The sequence below is a fragment of the Clostridium sp. CCUG 7971 genome (assembly GCF_017590215.1).
Classification (GTDB): domain Bacteria; phylum Bacillota; class Clostridia; order Peptostreptococcales; family Peptostreptococcaceae; genus Faecalimicrobium.
On record NZ_JAFFPK010000007.1, the window covers coordinates 1 to 22,091 of the forward strand.

Consider the following 22,091-nt stretch of genomic DNA (forward strand, 5'->3'; position numbering starts at 1 on the left):
CCCATTAAAGTGGTACGCGAGCTGGGTTCAGAACGTCGTGAGACAGTTCGGGTCCCTATCCGTCGCAGGCGTAGGAAATTTGAGGAGACCTGTCCTTAGTACGAGAGAACCGGGATGGACGTACCTCTGGTGTACCAGTTGTTCTGCCAAGGGCATGGCTGGGTAGCTATGTACGGAATGGATAAGCGCTGAAAGCATCTAAGCGCGAAGCCAACTTCAAGATAAGATTTCCCACCGTAAGGGTAAGACCCCAGGAAGACTACCTGGTTGATAGGTCGAAGGTGTAAGTGCAGTAATGTATTTAGCTTATCGATACTAATAGGTCGAGGACTTGACCAATTAAAATGATTAATTCAATAAATGTTTGTAGTTTTCAGAGTATTAACTTTGAAAAACTTAATAGAAATATTAAGCATAAGAGATTATGTGGTTACAATAGCAAAGAGGATACACCTGTTCCCATTCCGAACACAGAAGTTAAGCTCTTTAGCGCTGATGGTACTTGGTGGGCAACTGCCTGGGAGAGTAAGACGTAGCCACGTAATATTTTTTTATGTACTAATACTCACACTTTAAATTCACTTTAAATATAATAAAATAAAGGAGTTTGAGGTGAGTATATGCAAAAGGTATTTCAAGCAGGTGAAGCGTTATTCTTTGACATATTAATTATATGCCTAGTGTCTTTTATTTACTTTAATTTTCTTCCTATTACAAATTTAACTCTTACAATAGGTATGGTATTTGCAATACTTTATATTGGAGTTAATTTCTATGTAGGATACAAATATAATCTTAAATTTTTAGAATCGTTAATTGTAGGATTAATAGGTTGTTCAATGGGCTTATTTTTACTATTTTTTGCACTATACACTCAGTATATATTAAATAGTCCAAATACTGCTTTATGGATAGCAATGCCATATTTTAGTCCAACTATGTCCGCAATTAAGATGTTTATAAAAGAAATAAGTATATCTTATGTTATTTATTTAATGTTTATAAATATAGCAATGGTTGTAATGGGTTCTTTTAGTAAATTTATTATAAATAAATTTTTACAGTAATTTATAAATTTATATAATAAAATCTACAAAATATAAGATAGAATAATATGTATTAAATGCAAATGATATATTTAAATTAAGTTAGAAATTAGTTAAACTTTAGACGTAAAAGTTTAATTAGCTAATGATTTATATAAAGTTAAAAATATATTTATGGTAAATCTAATAATAATTAAATTAGAAGTTAATTAACGAATATGTTATTTTAATAAAGATAAAATAAAAAGCAGCCAATAGGCTGCATTTTTTTATTATAAAAAATTATAACTTTTATTATTTACAGGATGTTTGATAAATACGAATTTTTTATGTACTAATATACTATAATTTGTATGATTTGTAGATAATTTAGAGTATAAACTTTTATACAATATATAAAATATAGGCTAACTTACAATATGGTAGTATTAAATTTTTATATGATATAATTAAAATACTATTAAATAAGTAAAAAGAAGGTGTTAATATGAAATATTTATTTATAGAGGAAAATATAAGTAAAAAAATAGATAAATTTATAGATATATATAATAAATTAATTAATCAAAATAACAATAGATCTAAAAATATAATGATACTAGTGCCTAATAATAGGGCTAGAATTACATATTTAAGAAAATTAAACTTAAGTTTTAGTGAAGAATTAAAAGTAACTACGTACTTAAGTTTTATAAAAAAAGAAATTATTAAATTTTGGCCATTAGTATTAGAAAGATGTGACAAAATAGAAAAAAATACAGTATCACCAACATTTATATCAAGTAGTTTATCTGATTATATAATAAATTCTGAGGTTGAAAATAAAAGAAATTTAGAAGGTTATTTTGATGATATAACTAGTACAAGTGGAAACATATCAAAGAGTATAAATACTAATATTAATCAAGCTGCAAGAGGATTAATAGATTTTATAACTATAGGAGAAAAAATATATTTATCAAAAAAGAATAGGGAGAGTTTAAATAGATTTTCTTATAGCCAGATGAATGAAATAATAGAAAATTATATAAATATATTATTATCAAATGGTATGGTAGATAATTCTCTTTGTATATATCTATATAATAATTATTTGCTTAAGGATGAAAGATACATTAGTTTTCTTAAAAAAGAAATAAGTTATCTAATAGTAGATAGTTTTGAAAGTTGTAGCAATGCCGAAATTGAATTTATAGATTTACTAAAAGAAGACGTAAATGATTTATACATAAACTTTAATTCAACTAGAGATTATTCAGTTTTTAACAATATAGATATGGATTGTATAAATAATTTAATAAGAGAAAACTTCAAAGTAAGCAATGATATATTTAAAAATATTAGTATAAATGATTTACTGTATACTTCTGCAGATATATATTTAGATGAATCAAGTCAATTATATAATGAAATGATTAGTGAAGTTTGTAATAAAGTAATAGAACTTGTAAATAGTAGTACAAGCCCTAAGGATATAGCTATAATATCTCCAGTAAACAATACAGTATTAGATTATCAAATTAAAAATATATTAGAAAATAATAACTTAGAAGTATTTAATAGTAAAAAAGATAAAAAGATTATAGATTATCCATATGCTAATGCATTAGTAGTGGCAACATGTATTTTCTACGATTATATAGAATTAATAAAGGAAGAAGAATTTATTAGCTTTATAGAAATAATTTTAGATGTAAATAGAATACAAGCATTTAAGATATTTAAGAATAAAGATGAACATGATAGCTATTTATGTATTCTAAAATATATAAATAGCAAAAAAGAAAATAAATTAAAAATAAGTGAATTTTTAATTCAATTTTATATAGATAAGATGCTAAATTTAAAAGATGGAAGAAAGAATGTACATATATGTAAAAATATAATAAATGAAAGTGAGATTTTTACTGAAAATATAAGTCTATTAAACTTAGACAAAAATAAAGAGAAAGAAAGAATATTCATAGAGGCGCTTAAAAGTACAATAAATGATTATTATAGTGGAGCTGATATAGATAGATTAAATGACTCAAATAAAGTTTTAATAACAACGCCTTACTTTTATATATCATCTAATATACAAAGGCCAATACAGCTTTGGGTTGACATAGGAAGTAATGCATGGAATATGAAAATAGAAAAGGATATAAGTAATGTAGTAGTCCTTAGAAAATCCTTTAATGAAAATAAGATTTATACTGATGATATGGAAGAAGGGTATAAAAGATATTATTTATATAATATGGTTTATAATCTTTTAAAAAATGCAAAGCGAGTATATGCATATAAAAGTGAGTATACTGTGAATGGATATATTCAAGAAAGTATATTGTATAGCTTATTATTAAAGATATTAGATAAAGGGGAAATCGAGGATGAATAATATAAATTATAGGATAGATCAATTACCTATAATAGGATATGAAAGTGGAACTATGGCAGTTCCAGCAGTGCCAGGAGCAGGTAAAACATTTATAGTAACAAACTTAGTTGCTAAGCTTTTAAAAGAAAATAGGCATGATGGTTCAAAGATATTAATACTAACATATATGAATAGTGCAGTAAGTAATTTTAAAGGAAGAATAAAAAAAATACTTCAAGATAATAACATAAAAGAAGAAAATTCATATGAAGTTATGACGATACATAGTTTAGCAGTAAAAATAATAAAGGAAAAACCAGAAGTAGTAATGTTAAGTGAAGAATTTAGTATTGCTGATGATTTACAAAAAAATATAATACTTAATGAATGTATAAATAATTTTAGATTAAATGGAGGAGAAAGGGCATTTAGGTGGTTTTTAAAAGACCAAAAAGATGGTGAGTGGAGAGATAGAATGTTTGATGCCTGGGAGCATGGTTTCTATGAACTTGTAGGAAATGCTATAGGTGAATTAAAATATAAAGAAATATCACCAAAAAATTTGGACGATATAATAGAACCTACATATAAAGGTATACTTAAAATTATACTTCCAATATATAGGGAGTACGATAATAAACTAAAACAATATGGATTATTAGATTATGATGATATATTAATTTTAGCATATAAAGCACTTAGGTTAGATGAAAGTTTAAGACTTAAACTTCAAAATAGATATAAATATATATTTGAAGATGAATGCCAGGATTCTAATGAAATACAAGGAAATATAATAAAGTTAATATCTAAAGAAAATAATAATTTGGTAAGAGTAGGGGATATAAACCAAAGTATAACCGGTACATTTTCATCATCAGACCCTAAATATTTTAAAGAATTTATAGAAGAAAGTGATAATTGCTATAGAATGGATATGTCTAATAGAAGCTCTAAGGATATATTAGATTTAGCAAATAGACTTGTTAAATACGTAAATTATGAATTTAGACAAGTAGAATGTAGAGATGCCCTAGAAGATATGGAAATAAAAACAGTTCCAATAGATATGGGTTATAAAGAAAACCCTAAACCCGATATTTATAGTATAAATACAAAGAGATATTTAACTTGGAATGATGAAGTAGAAAAAACAGTAGCGTATGCAAAGGGTATAAAGAAAAAATATCCAGATAAAAGTATAGGAATATTAGTACCTTTCAATGATCAAATTACTCAAGTGGCAAGAAAACTAATTGAAAATAATATGGAATTTGAAGAATTAGGACCAAATTCTATGAGCAAAAGAAATATGGTTAATAATATAACTTATATTATTAATTTTATATTAAACTGTGATGATGTAGAAGAGCTTATAAATGTTTTAGATAAAGTGTTTATACACACCGATAATGAATTAGGTAAAAAAGATTTCTTAGAGATTCTTAGAAAATATGATACAGAAGAAATAATATATAATATAGAAAAAAATGAATCATTAATAATAGATGATAATGGTGACTTATATAAAAGCTTTTTACATGGAGTAAGTGTATTAAAAGATATAATTGAATACCCAACATCTAGATTAGATTTATTAATTTTATATATAGGAGAACAATTAAATTTAGAAAAGGAAGATAAGGCTATAGTTGATTATATAGCTTTCTATATAAAATATTTGACAGCAGAAAATATTAATATAAGCTTAGTGGATGTATATGAGATATTATTTGATACAAAGAATAAAGTGTTTAATCATATTATAGATGTAGTTTATGAAATGAATGGATATGAACCAGAACCAGGAAGTATAACGGTTTGTAATTATCATAAATCTAAAGGGCTAGAATGGGACTGTGTATTTTTATTAGGCCTTGTAGAGTATAATTTTCCAGATAATATAACTCAAAAGTTTCAATGCGATAAATGGTATTTAAAAGATAAATATAAAAATCCAATTGCAGTAATTAAATCAGAAATAGATGCAATATTTACAGGAGAGAATCCTAATGATTATATAAACAAAACGAAGATAGAATTAATAAATGAAAAGATAAGATTACTATATGTAGGTATAACTAGAGCAAAAGAAATGCTAGTATTATCATGTAGTTCTTATAAAGATGAAAGTGAAGTAGGAAAGAAAAATAGAGAGCAAAAGCCATCTATTTATATAAATGAACTTGAAAAATATATTAAATATAAAAAAGAAAATTCTATAAACGATAATAAAAATATAGATACCTAAAAGGAAGTGATATTAATTGAACGACAAGTTAAAGTATTTTTGTTACAGCCAAAACTCAATAAATACGTATAAGTCATGTCCTTTAAAATTTAAATATAAATATATAGATAATATAAATTGGAAACATGATGATATAGAAAGTAGAGAGTATTATGAAGGTCTAAAAAGTGGTAGAGAGTTTCATTTACTTTGTGAAAGATATTTTAGCAGTATACCTTTAGGTATAAATGATAGTGATAAAAGTAACTTTTCTATATGGATAAGTAAAATAAAGAAATTAATACCTATAAATGAAGAAGATATATATTTGCCAGAATATGAAATTAGATATAATTTGTTTGGAAATGAAGTACAAGCTAAATATGACTTAGTTATATTAGGAAAAGATAAAATTGAAATATATGATTGGAAAACAGAAAATAGAAAAATTAATTATAAAAATATAGAAAATAGAATGCAAACAATAGTGTATATGTTTTTAGCTAAAGAGGTAATACCAAAGTTATTTGGTATTAATATTGATACTTCAAATATAGTAATGAAATATTATCAACCATTATTTGATGATGGACCAATTACTATTTCATATAGTGACCAAAAACATAATGCAAATAGAAATAAATTAAATGAGTACATAAATAGGATAAAGCACACTAAGTATGATGATGAACAAAAAGATTATAGATATGATTTAATTCATAATAAAGAGCATTGCAAGTTTTGTGAGTTTAATAAATTATGCAATGGAGACGATATAAATTATAACATTTTAGAGGAGGAAATTTATGAGTGTTAGATTTGTGTTCGGTAGAGGCGGTAGTGGAAAATCTACATATATTCTTGAAGATATAAAAAAAAGAGTTCAAGATAATGAAACATCTCCTGTTATACTTCTAGTTCCAGAACAATATACTTTTGAGATGGAAAAAAGAATGAGTAAACTTTTCCTAGGAGAAGAGAAAGATAAATTTCTAAGGTCAAGAGTTTTAAGTTTTAAGACCATGAGTAATATAGTTTTCTCTCATGTTGGAGGGTTAACAGAAGTTAATATAAATTCAAGTGGTAGAGCAATGATGACTTATAGAGCAATAGAAAGTGTAAGTGATGAGCTTAATATATTTTCAAAATCATCTTCTCAATCTGGATTTGTAAGTTCAATATCTGATATTATATCAGAATTAAAGCAATACAATATAAGTTATGAAATGTTAGAAAATATAAGTGGAGATATTGATAATGAAACTTTAAAATTAAAGCTGAAGGATGTAAGTAAAATATATAAAGAATATGAAGAAAAACTAAATGAAAATTATGTGGATTCTCAAGATATGCTTAATTCATTAGCAGACAAGCTAAACTTATGCGATTATTTTAAAGACGCATATATTTATATAGATGAATTTACAGGTTTTACACCTAACCAGTATAGAGTTCTTAAAAGTATATTTGCTAAAGCGAAAGAGGTAACTATATCTTTAACGGTAGATAATCCACAAGCGATATCTTATAATAAGGCGGATGCATTTTCGAGAACAAAATTTACATATCAAAAACTTATTAAATTGTGCAATGAGGATGGTATTTCAGTACTTTCATCTATTAATTTAAATAACTCAGTTATAAAAAGATTTAAAAATAGCGAAGAACTTAGGCATCTAGAAAAGTACTATCATTCTTATCCATACAAGACATATGATAATGAAACTAAAGATATAAAAATAAAAGAATTTAATAACCTGTATTCTGAAGTAGAAGAAATAGCAAAAGAAATAGTAAAATTAGTGAGAGATAAAGACGTTAGATATAGAGATATTACTATAGCTACAAGAGATTTAAATAAGTATGATTTTTTAGTACACTCAATTTTTAACGAATATAAAATACCTAACTTTATAGATAAAAAAAGAGAAGCTAAAAGTAATCCAATAATAGTACTTATAATATCTGCATTAGAAATGAAAAATAGAAGATACAGTTATGAAACTATGTTTAGATATTTAAAAAGTGGCCTTATAGGTATAAGTAATGAAGATATTAGCTTACTTGAAAACTATGTGCTTGCAAATGGTATAAAGGGTAAAAAATGGTTTGAAGAAGAGTGGACTTATAGAATAAATCATAACATAGCAGCTGAAGAAAAAGAAAATGAAGTTGAAATAAGGATTAGAGTCAATGAAATAAAGAATAGAGTATTGTCACCCATAATAAACTTACAAGAAAAATTAAAGGGAAGAAATAGCGTAAGTGATATTTGTAAGTTTGTATATGAATTTTTGTTAGAAATTGAAATGCCTACTACAATAGAAAATTTAATAATGAATTTTAAAGATAAAGGTGAGCTAGATGTAGCAAATCAATATTCACAAGTGTGGAATATAGTAGTAGATATTTTTGACCAAATGGTAGAAATAATGGGTGATGAAAAAATATCTTTAGATAAGTTTATAAAACTTATAAGCTTAGGATTTGATGAGTATGAACTAGGATTAGTACCTCCAAGTATAGACCAAGTATTAGTAAGTAGTGTAGATAGAATGAAAAATCCTAATACAAAGTATTTATATTTAATAGGAACAACAGATGGTACATTCCCACTTATAGCAAAAGACAATGGACTATTAAGTGATAGTGATAGAGAGAATTTAGGTCAAAAGGGTGTAGAGGTAGATATTGATAGTAAAACGAAAACTTTTGAGGAACAATATTTAGTTTATAAGGCTTTGACATCTACAAGTGAGAATCTTATAGTAACTTATCCTATTGCAGATCATGAAGGAAAAACTTTAAGACCATCAGTTATAATATCTAGACTTAAAAAAATATTCCCAAATATTGATAACAAAAGTTACTTAATAGAAAAAGAAGCTAAGACTGATGAAGAAATATTAGATAAAATAACTGTAAAAGCTCCAACATTTAATGAACTTATAAATGAAATAAAAGAATTTGATGATGGAAAAGAAATTAATAATATATGGATAGACGTATATAGATACTATTTAAATGATAAAGAGTATTCTAATATCACTAAAAAAGTAATAAGTGGATTAAGTTATACAAATCAAGTTCAAAAAATAGAAGAAGAAAAAATAAAATCTTTATACGATAAAAATTTAAGTGTTTCTAGATTAGAAATGTATGCACAGTGTCCATTTGCTTATTTTATTCAATATGGATTAAAAGCAAAAGAAAGAAAAGAGTATTCGTTTACAGCACCAGATTTAGGAACATTTATTCATAATATATTAGATAGATTTTCAAAACAACTAAGTATTGATAATTTAGATTGGAGAGATATAGATCAAATATATATAACAAACAGAGTATCTCAAATAGTAGATGATATAGTTGGTAGAATTCCAGGGTATATATTAGAAAGTTCTGAGAGGTACAAATATCTTGCATATAGACTTAAAAACATGCTTATATCAGCAATAAGTATAATCAGTGAACAAATAAAGCAAGGGTCTTTTGAGCCAACAGATTATGAAGTTGATTTTTCTGTGAAAGGAAAATATCCTCCAATAAAAATAATATTAAATAATGGAGAAGAAATAAATCTAAGAGGGCAAATTGATAGAGTTGATGAGTTTGAAAATGAAGAAGGAAGATATATAAGGATTGTAGATTATAAATCTGGTAAAAAAGATTTAAGTTTGACAGATATATATCATGGACTTCAGTTGCAACTATTAGTTTATCTAGATGCAATACTAGAAAGTGGTAAGGATGATGGTAAAAGTTTAAATCCAGCAGCTATTTTATACTCTAGAATTGATGATCCAATAGTTAAATTTGATGAAAATAAAGATGATGAAGAAATTAGAGAAAATATATTAAAAAGCTTAAAGATGCAAGGACTTTTAATAAAAGATTCAAATATTATAAAAGAAATGGATAAATCTTTAGCAAACGGAAAAAGATCTAATTCCTTAATAATACCAGCAAATTTAAACAAAGATGGAACTTTAGGTAGACACACAAAAGGAGTAAGTAGTGAAGAATTTGATGTAATAAGAAAGTATGTAAAAGATCTTATAAAAGACTTATGTGAAGATATGTTAGACGGAAATATAAGTATATCTCCATATAAAAATAAAGATAAAAATTCATGTACATTCTGTAACTACTCAGCTATATGCCAATTTGATACAACATTAAAGGACAATAAATATAAAGTTATAAATAAAAAGAGCGATGATGAAATAATAAAGACAATGAGAGAAGAGGTGAAATAATGAGTTCTCCTAAATGGACAAATGAACAGCAAGCAGTTATAGATAGTAGAGACTGTAATTTACTTGTAGCAGCAGCTGCAGGTTCGGGTAAAACTGCAGTACTAGTTGAGCGTATCATACAAATGATAACAGATAGAGATAATCCTATTGATATAGATAAGTTATTAGTAGTTACATTTACTAATGCAGCAGCCTCAGAAATGAGAGAAAGAGTAGGAGATGCAATAGGTAAATCATTAGATAAAAATCCTGAAAATAAACATTTACAAAGTCAACTTGTGCTTTTAAACAAAGCTAGTATAACAACAATACATTCATTTTGTTTAGAAGTTATAAAATCTAACTTCCACAAGATAAACTTAGACCCTAACTTTAGAATAGGAGATACTACAGAATGCACCTTACTAAAGCAAGAAGCTATAGAAGAAGTTTTTGAACAACTTTATGTAGAACAAGATAAAGGATTTTTAAATTTAGTTGAAAGTTATGCAGAGAGAAGAGGAGATAGTAATTTAGCTGATATTATACTTAGGATATATAATTTCGCAATGGCATCTCCAAATCCAAAAGAATGGTTAGAATTTTCAGCTGAGCAATTTAATATAGATGAAAGCTTTGAGTTTTCAAATTCAATTTGGGCTAAGGCTATACTCGATACCGTTAAAATAGAAGTAAGTGGAATGGAAATAAGTATGGCAAAAGCTTTAGAAGAACTTCAAGATATAGAAGAGCTTGAGACATATTTAGATAAATTCAAAAGTGATTATAATGGGATAAAAAGGATACTAGAGGGGTGCAATAAAACTTGGGATGATGCATTTAAGGCGATGTCATCTATTAAATTTGAAAATTACACAAAAGGAGTAAAAAGAATCCCTAAAGATGCACCAACATATATAACTGATATAAAGAAAAAAGCAGATGATATAAGGAAAAAAGCTAAAAAATCAATAGAATCAATGATAGCATCAACATTTTGTAAAGAAAATGAAGATATAAATGATGAACTTAGATATTTATATAATGTAGCAAAATCTATATCAGAAACTGTAATTAAGTTTGAAGAAGCTTATGATAGTAAAAAAAGAGAAAAAGGAATAATTGACTTTAACGATATAGAACATTTTGCTTTGAAAATACTTACAGAAAAAGATGATAACGGAAATGATATACCGTCAGATATAGCTTTAGGATACAGAGATAAATTTTATGAAATATTTATAGATGAATATCAAGATAGTAATTTAGTACAAGAGGTACTTCTTAGCACTATTGCAAAAATAAAAGTGCCTAATAGATTTATGGTTGGAGATGTTAAGCAAAGTATATATAGATTTAGACAGGCCAAACCTGAAATATTTTTAAAGAAATATGCAGATTATGATAGTGAAAAAGGTTCTTTATATAGAAAAATAATGCTATATAAAAACTTTAGAAGTAGAGAAGAAGTTGTAGACTGCGCAAATTATATATTTGAAAATACAATGAGTTTGCATATTGGAGAGATAGATTATACAGAAGAAGAAAGACTTAATTTAGGAGCTATATTTAAAGAAAATACTAATGAAAAAGCTTTAGTTGGAGGACCTTCTGAAATACATATAATGCAAAGCAAGTTAAGATCTGAAGACTCAAGTGAAGAAAAAGAAAATGAAAGTAATGAAGAAGAGGAAGAAGTAGATAACATTCAGCTTGAAGCTAGAATGGTTGGTAAAATAATAAAAGATTTAATGAATCAAAACGAAGATGGCAAAATTCAAATGGTTTATGATAAAAAATTAGATGATTATAGACCAGTACAATTTAAAGATATCGTAATACTTCTTAGAGCAACTTCAGCTTGGGCACCTGTATTTGCAGATGAACTTATGAATATGGATATACCAACTTATGCAGATACAGGAATAGGGTACTTTGATACTATAGAAATAAAAACTATTATATCTCTACTTCAAGTTATAGATAATCCAATGCAAGATATACCTCTTTTAGCAGTGCTTAAATCACCAATTTGTGGATTTACGCCAGAAGATTTAATAGATATAAGAGTAGAAGATGGTCAAAAAAGCTTTTACGAAGCATTAGAAATGTTTAGCCAAAGTGAAGATGAGAAAAGTAAAAAGTGCATAGAATTTATAAATAGATTACATGACTATAAAGAAAAATCACTCTACATGAGTACAGATGAATTTCTTTGGTACTTATATACTAAAACAGGATATTATGCTTATGCAGGGGCACTACCTGGAGGTTCTCAAAGACAAGCAAATCTAAAGATACTATTTGAAAGAGCTAAGCAATTTGAAGAAACTAGCTTTAAAGGCATATTTAACTTTATAAACTTTGTAAGTAAATTAAGAAAATCTAATACGGATATGGGAAGTGCAAAAACTTTAGGAGAAAATGCTAATGTAGTTAGGATAATGAGTATACATAAAAGTAAAGGTCTAGAATTCCCTGTTGTAATATGTTCTGGTATGGGTAAAAATTTCAATACTCAAGATTTTAAGAAGGATATATTATATCATCATAATCTAGGATATGGTCCTCAGGTTGTAGATTATGAAAGAAGAATATCTTACCCAAGTATAGCAAAAGAAGCATTAAAAAGTAAAATAAATGTAGAAAATCTATCGGAAGAGATGAGGGTACTATATGTTGCTTTTACAAGACCAAAAGAAAAACTTATAATAACAGGCTCTACTAGAAACATAGAGAAAAGTTTAAAATCATGGTCAAATGGAATAGATGGAAATGAACCAATATCACAATATAAAATATTAAAAGGTAAGGGATTTTTAGATTGGATAATGCCAGCGGTTTTAAAGCATAAAGACTTAGAAAATTTAAGAGAAATAGCTGATATTGATATAGATAATATCGATAATCATAGTTCAAAGTGGAATGCAAAAATTTGGTATAAAGATGATGTATCGATAGAAGAAAAAGAAGATGAAGAGCAAGAAGGAATTAAAGGGATTATAAAAAATTTAGATGTAGATAAACCTGATAGTGAGTATTACTATGATATAAAAGAAAAATTAGACTATATTTATCCATACGAACTTTGTGTAACTAAACCTGCTAGTATATCAGTAACAGAAATTAAAAAGATACAAAATAATTATGAAGAAGAATATACAAAGGATATATTTAATAATCAAATTAGTCTAAAGAAACCATTATTTATGCAAGAATCAGAAGTTAATGATAAAATAACTGGAGCTGAAAAAGGCACTATAGTCCATTTAGTTATGGAAGTTTTAGACTTTAATAAAATAAATAGTATTAGTGAAATAGAAGAACAAATTAAAAGTTTTATATCTAAAGGTATAATAACTAATAAGCAATCATCAGTTATAAATCCATATAAGATATATAAATTCTTTAAATCAGATTTAGGTCAAAGAGTACTGAAATCTCAATTTATTAAAAAAGAACAAGCAATTTATGCTCAAATCAAAATGAAAGATGTATATATATATGAAGAGCTAGAAACATATGATGAAATTACAAGATATGATGATGAAAGTCTTATGTTAAGAGGTATAATAGACATGTACTTTGAAGAAGATGAAAAAATTGTCATAGTTGATTATAAAACAGATTTCGTAAATGAAGAAAATAAAGAAGATGTAGTAAATAGATATAAAAAGCAGTTAGATTTATACGCTCAAGTAGTTGAAGATTTAACAGGGAAAGAAGTAAAAGAAAAGTATGTATATTTATTTGGAATAGATGAAGGTATTTCAATGTAAATAAAAGGGGCTGTCGCACTAAAAATATAGGGCGACGGCCTTTTTATAAAATATTTAATTATTAGTTAATTTCTTTATCTTTATTATGTTTGAAAAATGCTAAGGCCTCTTTTATTAATACAAGCGATAAGACTAAAAGTGCTATAGCTATTATAACTAATGGATAATTTACACCCATATTTGATTTAATGTTAAAGCAAAGAGAGACTATAGTAACAATAAACATAAATATTATAGGAATAATAAACTCCTTACATCCTCTATTTGTATTAGCAAGCCATATAGCTATTGCCATTAAAGATATTGCAGCTAATAATTGATTTGCAGAACCAAATATTGGCCAAATTTTTTCGTAACCTAAAATAGCTAAAAATCCAGAACATACAACTGTTATAGTTGTTGAAACATACATATTTGTAAGGGGATTTTTCTTAGATTCTTCTTTATTTTCACAGCTATCATTATCAAAGAACTCTTGGAATATAAATCTTCCAAGTCTAGTTGCAGTATCCAGTGAAGTAAGAGCAAAGGCAGATATTGCAAGTGCTGTGAAAGTTTTACCTATGCTAAATGGAATACCAAAAGAAAGCATAAAGTTTGCTATACCTTCTGAAAAAACATTTACAGGACCACCGTTTGATAATAAATCACCAAATTGAGCATTTGATATATAAGCAACAGTTATAAGTGCTACTATAGCTAATAGACCTTCTATAAGCATTGCACCATAACCTATCTTTTTAGCATCAGACTCTTTGTATAATTGTTTTGAAGATGTACCAGAACCGACTAAAGAGTGAAAACCTGATATTGCACCACAAGCAACAGTAACAAATAATACAGGGAATAAATACTGACCATTAACGTTAAAGCCTACAAATCCATCCATTTGTATCTCAGGTCTTAATATAACTATACCTAAAAGAGCACCTGCTATCATTGCATATAATAAATATGAATTTAAATAATCTCTAGGTTGAAGGAGTATCCATACTGGAGTAACAGATGCAACAAATATATATACCATAAGTATAAGAATCCAAACTTGTTTAGATAAAACTAGTGGAAATAAAAATCCTAAGTAAATGCAAGCAAATAATAATATGACTCCAATTATAGTAGATAATAAAAGAGGTGCTTTAAATCTATATACTGCTATACCAAAGAATACTGCTAGAATCATAAAGAATACAGAAGCACTTGCAGCCTGAGGAGTTGAAACAAAGTTATCAGCGACTATATTTGCAAAAGCGGCAACTACTAAAACTAAAGTTAACCAAGCAAATAAAGCAAATAATTTTTTACCTTTCTTACCCATATTAGCTTCTATTATCTCACCAATAGATTTACCATCATGCCTTATAGATGCAAATAATGAACCAAAATCTTGAACACCACCAAAGAATATACTACCTATTATTACCCATAAGGTAACTGGAATCCAACCAAAAATTGCTGCTTGTATAGGGCCGACAATAGGACCGGCACCAGCTATTGATGCGAAGTGATGACCAAGTAAAACTGGAGATTTAGCTGGAACATAGTCAACACCATCATATTTTGTATGTGCAGGTGTTTTACGGGAATCGTCAACACCCCACTTTTTAGCAAGGTATCCACCATAGAATATATAAGCTACTAAAAGTATAATTGCACTTCCTATTAAAAGCGTAAATGAATTCATTTTAAAACCTCCTTATAAAAATTTATAACATCTTTAGACTCTGAGTTATAGAGAAGTTCTTGTTTCGTATTATCAAATAATATAAGTCTAGTTGAGGCATATCCTCTAAGACCAAACTTATAGCTTTTTCTTCTTCTGTATTTTTTTATATGATTTTTTAGATCAGGATCAATAGAATTGGATGATAAAAATAAAGTTACTATTGATGACATATGATTTTGATTGGTTTTTACAATATTGTCTAAAGCATAACTTATAAAAGGCAATATATTTTGGTTTAGGTATTCTTTTGATATGTTTTCTACTTCTTTAGCAAAAATATATTCATTATTTTCATAAGCATAAATAACTTTATCCTTGCTTAAAAAGTATTTAGAGTTAGTAAGTAAAAATTCTCCCATAAAATCAAATTGATAGTTATCAATACAATAGTTATTGTATATGTTAAACGAGTTTTTTAGAGAATCTTTTAATTTAGGTAAAATAGTAGCACCCCCTTCTATGTTTGTTAGATTAGTATAAAAACTAAGTAGTCTGATAATATATATATTCTAATTAATATTTATAATTCATCATATTATTAATTGGTGTTTATAATTAAGATTAGACGTAATTTATTTATAAAATGTAGAATTATGGCAAGTTAGGTATTTGATTTAGTTATAATGCTATAAAAAACTTGAATATATGGTTTCTCCGTATTTATTGATTTATTATGCAAGCTTTAAGTATAATAGACCTAACTAATATAAAAGGGAGGTATCGAAATGGATTTAATCATTAAGATATCTCTCTTTTTATATATTTATAATTGTTATATTAAACAAGGATAGGAGAGATAAATTATCAGCTATATAGTATTAAAAAATATTGTAAAAAAATATAAGAGTAATGGAAAAAACACTATAAATAGTTTTGATTTAAATATAAATAAGGGGGAGTTTATTGTAATTTTAGGTCCAAGTGGTAGCGGAAAATCAACATTGTTAGAAATGATATGTGGATTTGAGTCACCAACTAGTGGAACTATTGAGATAGATGGTAATATAATCAATGATGTATTGCCCAAAGATAGAAATGTATCAATGGTATTTCAAGACTATGCATTATTTCCTCATATGACTGTGTATGAAAATATTGCATTTGGAATGAAGATAAGAAAAATAGATAAAAAAACTATAGAAAATAAAGTAAAATGGGCATCTAAAATATTAGAGATAGAAGCATTTTTAAAGGTAAAGCCTAAAAAGTTATCAGGAGGTCAAAGACAAAGAGTAGCTCTTGCTCGTGCAATGGTTAGAGAACCAAAATTATTTCTTATGGATGAGCCGCTATCTAATCTAGATTCTCAGCTTAGATACTCAACATGTAACGAGATTACAAATTTACATAAAAAAATAGGAGCAACAACTATTTATGTTACACACGATCATGTAGAAGCACTATCAATGGCAGACAGAATAGTTATACTAAATGACGGAGTTATTCAACAAGTAGGTAGACCTAATGAAATTTATGAAAATCCATCAAATCTATTTGTAGCAACATTTATAGGTAGGCCTAAGATGAATACATTTGATATAAAGATTAGTAAGGACACTTTTTGTATAAATGATGATATTGTTTTTTCAAAAGATCAATTACCTAATTTAGATAATAGAAAAAGTTATATTATGGGGATTCGACCAGAGCATATAAGATTTGTAGGTACAATAAATGAATATATAAAAAATAAAAATATATTAGAGGCAACAATTGAAAAAATAGAATATATAGGTGGAGAATCATTAATTTATTTAAGAAAAAAAGATACTACATTTACAATGAAATATAATCAAAATGAAAGTCTGAAAGTAGGAGAAGTGATAAGTGTAGTATTTGATTTTAATAAAGCAAATATTTTTGATAGTATAACGAAAGAAAATTTAAGGAGAGAGTAAAATGAAAAGAATGATTGGTTTATCACTTATTGCAACATTAGCATTAAGTGGATGTGCAAAAAAGTCAGAAAGTGAAGTTTCTAATAAGGGGAAAATTGGGGGAGAAATAACTGTAGTGACAGATAGAACAGATGCAGATGAATTTTTCGCACAAGTTGAAGAAAATTTTAAAAAGAAATATCCAGATGTAGTAGATATTAAGTGGGAATCATCAACAGATTATGACACTCATATTACAACTCGTATGAACACTAAAGAATATGGAGATGTATTATTTATACCATTTAGCTTAAATGCTACACCACAGGAATATAGTAATTACTTTGTTCCATTAGGAAAAGTAGAAGATCTTGAAAAAGAGTATATGGATGTAACAGAAGCTGATTATGACTCAGTAGCATATGGTTTACCTTCTCGTTTAAATTCACTTGGAGTAATTTACAATAAGAAGGTATTAAAAGAAGCAGGTATAGAAACTATGCCAACTACAATGGAAGAGATGGAAGTTGCGCTTAAAAAAATTAAAGATAATACAGATGCAATCCCATATTACACAAATTATAATACAATACTTGGAATTTGGGGAGGAGCATTAACATCATTTGGAGGAGAACAATACCGATCTGAAACACTAAAAGCAGGTACAGCATTTAAAGAAGGGCAACCAATGAGAGAAATCATGGACTTTATATATTATGTTTCATCAAATGGTTTGATAGAAAAAGACCCAATAACAGGAGATATAGCAAAGTCTCTACAAATGTTAGCTGATGGAAAAGTTGCTATGATAGTAAGTGGTTCTCAAGATGTACCTACAATAGAAAATATGAATAGTGATAAAGATAATATAGCAATAGCTCCATTCCCTGTAAAATTAAATGGTGAGAATACTATTGCATATGGGGCAGATTCAGTTGTTGGAATAAATAAAAATAGTAAAAATATTGAAACAGCAAAAGCATTTTTAGATTTCTTTATATCTAGTGAAAGTGGATATGCAGCCGAATCAAATGGAATATCACCAAAAAAATCTGATTTTACAGATGGGCAAAAGAAAATATTTGAAGAAAATAAAGTTATATTAACTGTTCCAACGGAAAAACCAGAAGATGATAAATTATATTCAGATATAGCAAATGAGGTTGGAGTTGGAAGATTAAAAGATTCATTACAAAAGGTAATTAATATAGGTTTATATCCAGAGCAAAATGAAAGCTACGAAAATTACATAAACAGCTTAGAAGCAAGTTGGGCTAAAGAAGTAAAGAATAATGCAAAGTAATAGTATTAGAAAAAAAGAAAGAAAAATTATTTTTCTCTTTCTTTTTTTTCCTATTTTACTCTTAATTACATTTGGATTTTTGCCTGTTATTTATTTATTTCAATATAGTTTAACTTCTTGGAATGGACTATCTGATATAAAAGAATTTGTTGGATTTGATAATTTTTTTAAAATAATAACAAACCCATCCTATGTAAAAGTATTTTTAAATAGTTTATATTATTTTGCGTCTGGTGTTTTACAAATAATAATATCTCTATATTTTGCAATTTTATTATCTACAAAAATAAAGGGAAAGTCATTTTTTAAAGCAATTATATTTTTTCCAACACTTATTAGTGGTGTAGCTATCTCGATGATGTTTAGAATGTTTTTTAGTCCAGGAGGAACATTTGATGAAATACTTATACTACTTGGATTAAAAGAATATATAAAATTTTGGCTAGGAGACCCAGTATTTGTAAATTATACATTAGCCAGTATTTCACTTTGGAGATATACTGGATTTAGCTTTATAATGTATTTTGGAGCAATAGCTACTATTCCAAATGAATATAAAAAAGTAGCTAAGCTAGAAGGTGCCACCTTTCTTCAACAAGTAAGGTATGTAATATTACCAAATATTCATACAGTAATCAAAGTGAATTTTATTTTATTAACAATTGGAGCTATTTCAGTTTTTGAAATTCCAATGATTTTAACCAATGGATCAAACGGTACAATGACGTTTTTACTTCAAACTATGAAAACAGCATTTGAGAAAAAAATGTTTGGTATGGCAGCGTCCATGGCTGTTATACTATCAATTGTAGTAGGAGTACTTATTATGTTACAAAAAATAGTATATAGGAATGATGAAGATGAATTTTAAAAAAGTTACTAAAAATATATTTGTATACACAAGCTTATTATTGTGGACGATAATTATTATATTACCTGTATTAACAATTTTGTTTGGTTCTTTTAAAAACTTTGAAGAGTTTACGAAAACTCCAGGTATTATGCCACCAAGTAACTTTTTTAATATAGAAAATTATAAGAAAGCATTGTTTGAAGGACGTATGTTACTTGGATTTTTTAATACATTTATATTAACATTATTTGGAGTTTTAGGAAGTATAGTAGTTGGATCAATGGTTGCATATGTTATAAATAGATTTAGTTTTAAGAGTAAAAAATTAATTTTATTTATATACTTTGCAGTATCAGTAGTACCAATGGAAATATCGCAAGTATCAACATTTAAAATAATTGATAATTTAGGTCTTTATAATACAAGGCTAGCACCAATACTACTTTATATAGGTGCAGATGTTTTAATGATATATATGTACATGCAGGCATTAGAAAAAATTCCAAAAGAATTAGATAGAGCAGCTATGTTAGAGGGAGCAAATTATTTTCAAATATATAGGAATGTAATATTTCCATTATTAAAGCCAGTAACTATAAGTGTTATTATGATAAAAATGATTTCTATATATAATGATTTTTATATACCATTTTTATATATGCCAGATATGAATCTACAAACAGTGTCAACGACCTTATTTAAATTTATAGGTCCATATGAAATACAGTGGCATGTTATTTGTGCTGCAATTATAATTAGTATAATACCAATGTTAGTATTTTTTATTTTTTTACAGAAACATATATATGATGGTATAACTTCAGGGAGTATTAAATAATGAATAAAAAGAATTTTTTTGAAAGAGCATACACTGTAATGGAGATAAGAACAGGGTTTGCAACGGGTTTACCAGTTTTAAGTGGTGGATTATTTGGTTCCTACATGGTAGGTAAATTAAACATATTATTATTAATTCTTATGTTTATAACAGGGTTTTGCTTAAATATAGTCGCTAATGTAGCAAATGAAATAAGAGCATTTTTAAAAAATGAAGAAAATGAAGATACATTTACAGGTCATCTAGGAAGTGAGGGCTTAGTAAGAGGAGATGCCAAGATAGTTGATGCCTTAATTATAATAGGATTTTTATTAATTATTAGTGGTATATGTGGATTATCAATAGTATTTATAACAAAAAATATCAATATATTAATAATTGGATTAATAAGTGTTTTAGCAGCTATAGGATACTCTTTAGGCCCTAAGCCGTATATAGTTTATCCAGTTGGAGAATTTGTGTCAGGCGTATTTGTTGGAGCAATTAGTTGTTTTATATCAGCATATATACAAACTAATAGGGCGAATTATGCGATACTTTTATATTCTCTAATAGCTATGATAATGACTGTATTTTTAATGTCAACTAATAATACTTCAGATTATGAAAAGGATAAGGGGACAAGAACAACTCTTCCTCATGTTATTGGATTTAGAAATTCTATTAAAATTATAATACCAGAGGCTATAACAATGATAGTATTTTGGGGGATTTTGTATTTTACAAATAATATTTCAGTAATAATATTTATAAGTGGGTTAATTATATTTTATTATTATGGATATGTATGTTGGTATAAAGATTATTATAAAATAGAAAACGTATATCCTCAGATGGGAAAAGATTGGGGACCTAGGCCATTATTATTAATATATGGTTTCCATATTGTCATGAGTTTAGAATTTTTAGCTAGCTTAATTATAAAATAATAATGAATGCATAGTATTAAAAAGGAGATTTAATTCAAATATGAACACAATAAATTTAAAATTAATAAGAATAAATCCATTAACTGTACCAGTTTTTATTGCAGATAAAAAGAAAATATTTAAAAAGTATGGTATTAATATTAATCTGAGAATAGATGAAAAGTTTTTATTTGATGGAAATAAAGACTTTTATGATGGAAAAGTAGATTCAATGGTTGGAGATTTAACATTTTTCTTTTATATGTTAGAAAAAGGCAAAAGAGCAGTATTAACATCTAATTTAACTCGTACAATACATGTTGTAGGAGGCAAACACTATCCAAAAGACTTAAAAAATCTTAAAGTTGGGGTAAATAGATCGGGTTTGTTTCGCCTATATTTAAAAAATGACTTAAAGGATATACTTGAAAATGCAAAAGTTGTTTGGATTAATAATTCATATGAAAGAATTAAGGCACTTGAAGATGGAGAAATTGATGCATTAGTAGCAATAGAGCCTTTTGTAAGTGATGTAATTGAAAGTGGTGGAGAAATAATTTGGAGCAGTAGAAATAGTGATAAAAATTTAGTTATGTGGGCTTTTGATGAAGAGTTTTATAATAATAATAAATTAGCTGTATCTAATTTCCATAAGGCATTAGAAGAAGCACAAGAATTATTTAACTCATTATCACAAGAAGAAAAGGTAAATATATGTATTGACTGTGCTGGATACAGTTTAGATATGGCAAATAGAATGAAAAATTTTGAATTTGAAAAGCAAGAAGTCTTTAATATTGATGACTTTAATTTATGCCAAGAGTGGATGTATAGAGAAAATGAAATTGCAAAACTTTATGATGGTAAAAAATTAATTTGTGATGTATTTAATTAAAGTAAATTTAAAAATAAAAAATCTGTAAAATTAGAA

The 22,091-nt window shown here is 26.7% G+C and carries 14 protein-coding genes and 2 rRNA genes; 14 read left to right on the forward strand and 2 right to left on the reverse strand.

Annotated features, from left to right (window positions below; genetic code table 11):
- The 8 genes from JWF52_RS01155 to addA all read left to right on the forward strand — a co-directional run.
- A 23S ribosomal RNA gene (locus JWF52_RS01155) occupies positions 1-339 on the forward strand; the annotation flags it as partial.
- An 86-nt stretch (positions 340-425) separates the two neighbouring features.
- Positions 426-542, forward strand: a 5S ribosomal RNA gene (gene rrf, locus JWF52_RS01160).
- A 78-nt stretch (positions 543-620) separates the two neighbouring features.
- Positions 621-1,067, forward strand: a complete 447-nt coding sequence (locus JWF52_RS01165) for a hypothetical protein (RefSeq protein ID WP_208331529.1) — start codon at positions 621-623, stop codon at positions 1,065-1,067.
- A gap of 466 nt (positions 1,068-1,533) precedes the next feature.
- On the forward strand, positions 1,534-3,429 hold the full coding sequence (locus tag JWF52_RS01170) for a hypothetical protein (RefSeq protein ID WP_208331530.1): 1,896 nt from the start codon (positions 1,534-1,536) through the stop codon (positions 3,427-3,429).
- Positions 3,422-5,659, forward strand: a complete 2,238-nt coding sequence (locus tag JWF52_RS01175; protein WP_208331531.1) for an ATP-dependent helicase — start codon at positions 3,422-3,424, stop codon at positions 5,657-5,659. Before JWF52_RS01170 ends, JWF52_RS01175 begins: the two co-directional genes overlap by 8 nt.
- A 16-nt stretch (positions 5,660-5,675) precedes the next feature.
- Positions 5,676-6,455, forward strand: a complete 780-nt coding sequence (locus tag JWF52_RS01180; protein ID WP_208331532.1) for a PD-(D/E)XK nuclease family protein — start codon at positions 5,676-5,678, stop codon at positions 6,453-6,455.
- Positions 6,445-9,897, forward strand: coding sequence for a helicase-exonuclease AddAB subunit AddB (gene addB / locus JWF52_RS01185; RefSeq protein WP_208331533.1), 3,453 nt, complete (start codon positions 6,445-6,447; stop codon positions 9,895-9,897). The genes JWF52_RS01180 and addB overlap by 11 nt, the downstream gene beginning before the upstream one ends.
- The gene (gene addA / locus JWF52_RS01190) at positions 9,897-13,655 is read left to right on the forward strand and encodes a helicase-exonuclease AddAB subunit AddA (protein ID WP_208331534.1); all 3,759 of its coding nucleotides are present in this window, start codon (positions 9,897-9,899) and stop codon (positions 13,653-13,655) included. Before addB ends, addA begins: the two co-directional genes overlap by 1 nt.
- Positions 13,656-13,716: 61 nt before the next feature.
- On the opposite strand, the gene JWF52_RS01195 is transcribed toward addA, so the two are convergent.
- Together JWF52_RS01195 and JWF52_RS01200 are read right to left on the reverse strand one after the other, a co-directional pair.
- Positions 13,717-15,339 (reverse strand): carbon starvation CstA family protein, encoded by a 1,623-nt coding sequence (locus JWF52_RS01195; protein ID WP_208331535.1) that lies wholly within the window; start codon positions 15,337-15,339, stop codon positions 13,717-13,719.
- A complete protein-coding gene (locus tag JWF52_RS01200) occupies positions 15,336-15,887 on the reverse strand; it encodes a DUF8052 family protein (RefSeq protein ID WP_502711239.1) in 552 nt (183 codons plus the stop codon). Before JWF52_RS01200 ends, JWF52_RS01195 begins: the two co-directional genes overlap by 4 nt.
- Before the next feature lie 357 nt (positions 15,888-16,244).
- Here JWF52_RS01200 and JWF52_RS19585 point away from each other — a divergent pair, with 357 nt between their 5' ends.
- The 6 genes from JWF52_RS19585 to JWF52_RS01230 are packed head-to-tail and all read left to right on the forward strand — an operon-like array spanning position 16,245 to position 22,055.
- Positions 16,245-17,279: an ABC transporter ATP-binding protein gene (locus JWF52_RS19585; RefSeq protein WP_353654848.1), complete on the forward strand. Its 1,035-nt coding sequence runs from the start codon at positions 16,245-16,247 to the stop codon at positions 17,277-17,279.
- A gap of 1 nt (position 17,280) precedes the next feature.
- The gene (locus JWF52_RS01210) at positions 17,281-18,561 is read left to right on the forward strand and encodes an ABC transporter substrate-binding protein (protein ID WP_208331537.1); all 1,281 of its coding nucleotides are present in this window, start codon (positions 17,281-17,283) and stop codon (positions 18,559-18,561) included.
- Positions 18,551-19,432, forward strand: coding sequence for a carbohydrate ABC transporter permease (locus tag JWF52_RS01215; protein WP_208331538.1), 882 nt, complete (start codon positions 18,551-18,553; stop codon positions 19,430-19,432). The genes JWF52_RS01210 and JWF52_RS01215 overlap by 11 nt, the downstream gene beginning before the upstream one ends.
- Positions 19,413-20,252, forward strand: a complete 840-nt coding sequence (locus JWF52_RS01220; protein ID WP_286183938.1) for a carbohydrate ABC transporter permease — start codon at positions 19,413-19,415, stop codon at positions 20,250-20,252. Before JWF52_RS01215 ends, JWF52_RS01220 begins: the two co-directional genes overlap by 20 nt.
- Entirely contained in the window at positions 20,252-21,181 is a 930-nt protein-coding gene (locus JWF52_RS01225; RefSeq protein WP_208331539.1) for a prenyltransferase, read from the forward strand. Before JWF52_RS01220 ends, JWF52_RS01225 begins: the two co-directional genes overlap by 1 nt.
- A gap of 40 nt (positions 21,182-21,221) precedes the next feature.
- The gene (locus JWF52_RS01230) at positions 21,222-22,055 is read left to right on the forward strand and encodes an ABC transporter substrate-binding protein (protein WP_208331540.1); all 834 of its coding nucleotides are present in this window, start codon (positions 21,222-21,224) and stop codon (positions 22,053-22,055) included.
- Positions 22,056-22,091: the final 36 nt, after the last annotated feature.

Coding starts and splice junctions, on each gene's coding strand:
- JWF52_RS01170 (WP_208331530.1), top strand. CDS start 1,534: ATGAAATATTTATTTATAGAGGAAAATATAAGTAAAAAAATAGATAAA.
- JWF52_RS01225 (WP_208331539.1), top strand. CDS start 20,252: ATGAATAAAAAGAATTTTTTTGAAAGAGCATACACTGTAATGGAGATA.
- JWF52_RS01165 (WP_208331529.1), top strand. CDS start 621: ATGCAAAAGGTATTTCAAGCAGGTGAAGCGTTATTCTTTGACATATTA.
- addA (WP_208331534.1), top strand. CDS start 9,897: ATGAGTTCTCCTAAATGGACAAATGAACAGCAAGCAGTTATAGATAGT.
- JWF52_RS01220 (WP_286183938.1), top strand. CDS start 19,413: ATGATGAAGATGAATTTTAAAAAAGTTACTAAAAATATATTTGTATAC.
- addB (WP_208331533.1), top strand. CDS start 6,445: ATGAGTGTTAGATTTGTGTTCGGTAGAGGCGGTAGTGGAAAATCTACA.
- JWF52_RS01230 (WP_208331540.1), top strand. CDS start 21,222: ATGAACACAATAAATTTAAAATTAATAAGAATAAATCCATTAACTGTA.
- JWF52_RS01175 (WP_208331531.1), top strand. CDS start 3,422: ATGAATAATATAAATTATAGGATAGATCAATTACCTATAATAGGATAT.
- JWF52_RS01195 (WP_208331535.1), bottom strand. CDS start 15,339: ATGAATTCATTTACGCTTTTAATAGGAAGTGCAATTATACTTTTAGTA.
- JWF52_RS01210 (WP_208331537.1), top strand. CDS start 17,281: ATGAAAAGAATGATTGGTTTATCACTTATTGCAACATTAGCATTAAGT.
- JWF52_RS01215 (WP_208331538.1), top strand. CDS start 18,551: ATGCAAAGTAATAGTATTAGAAAAAAAGAAAGAAAAATTATTTTTCTC.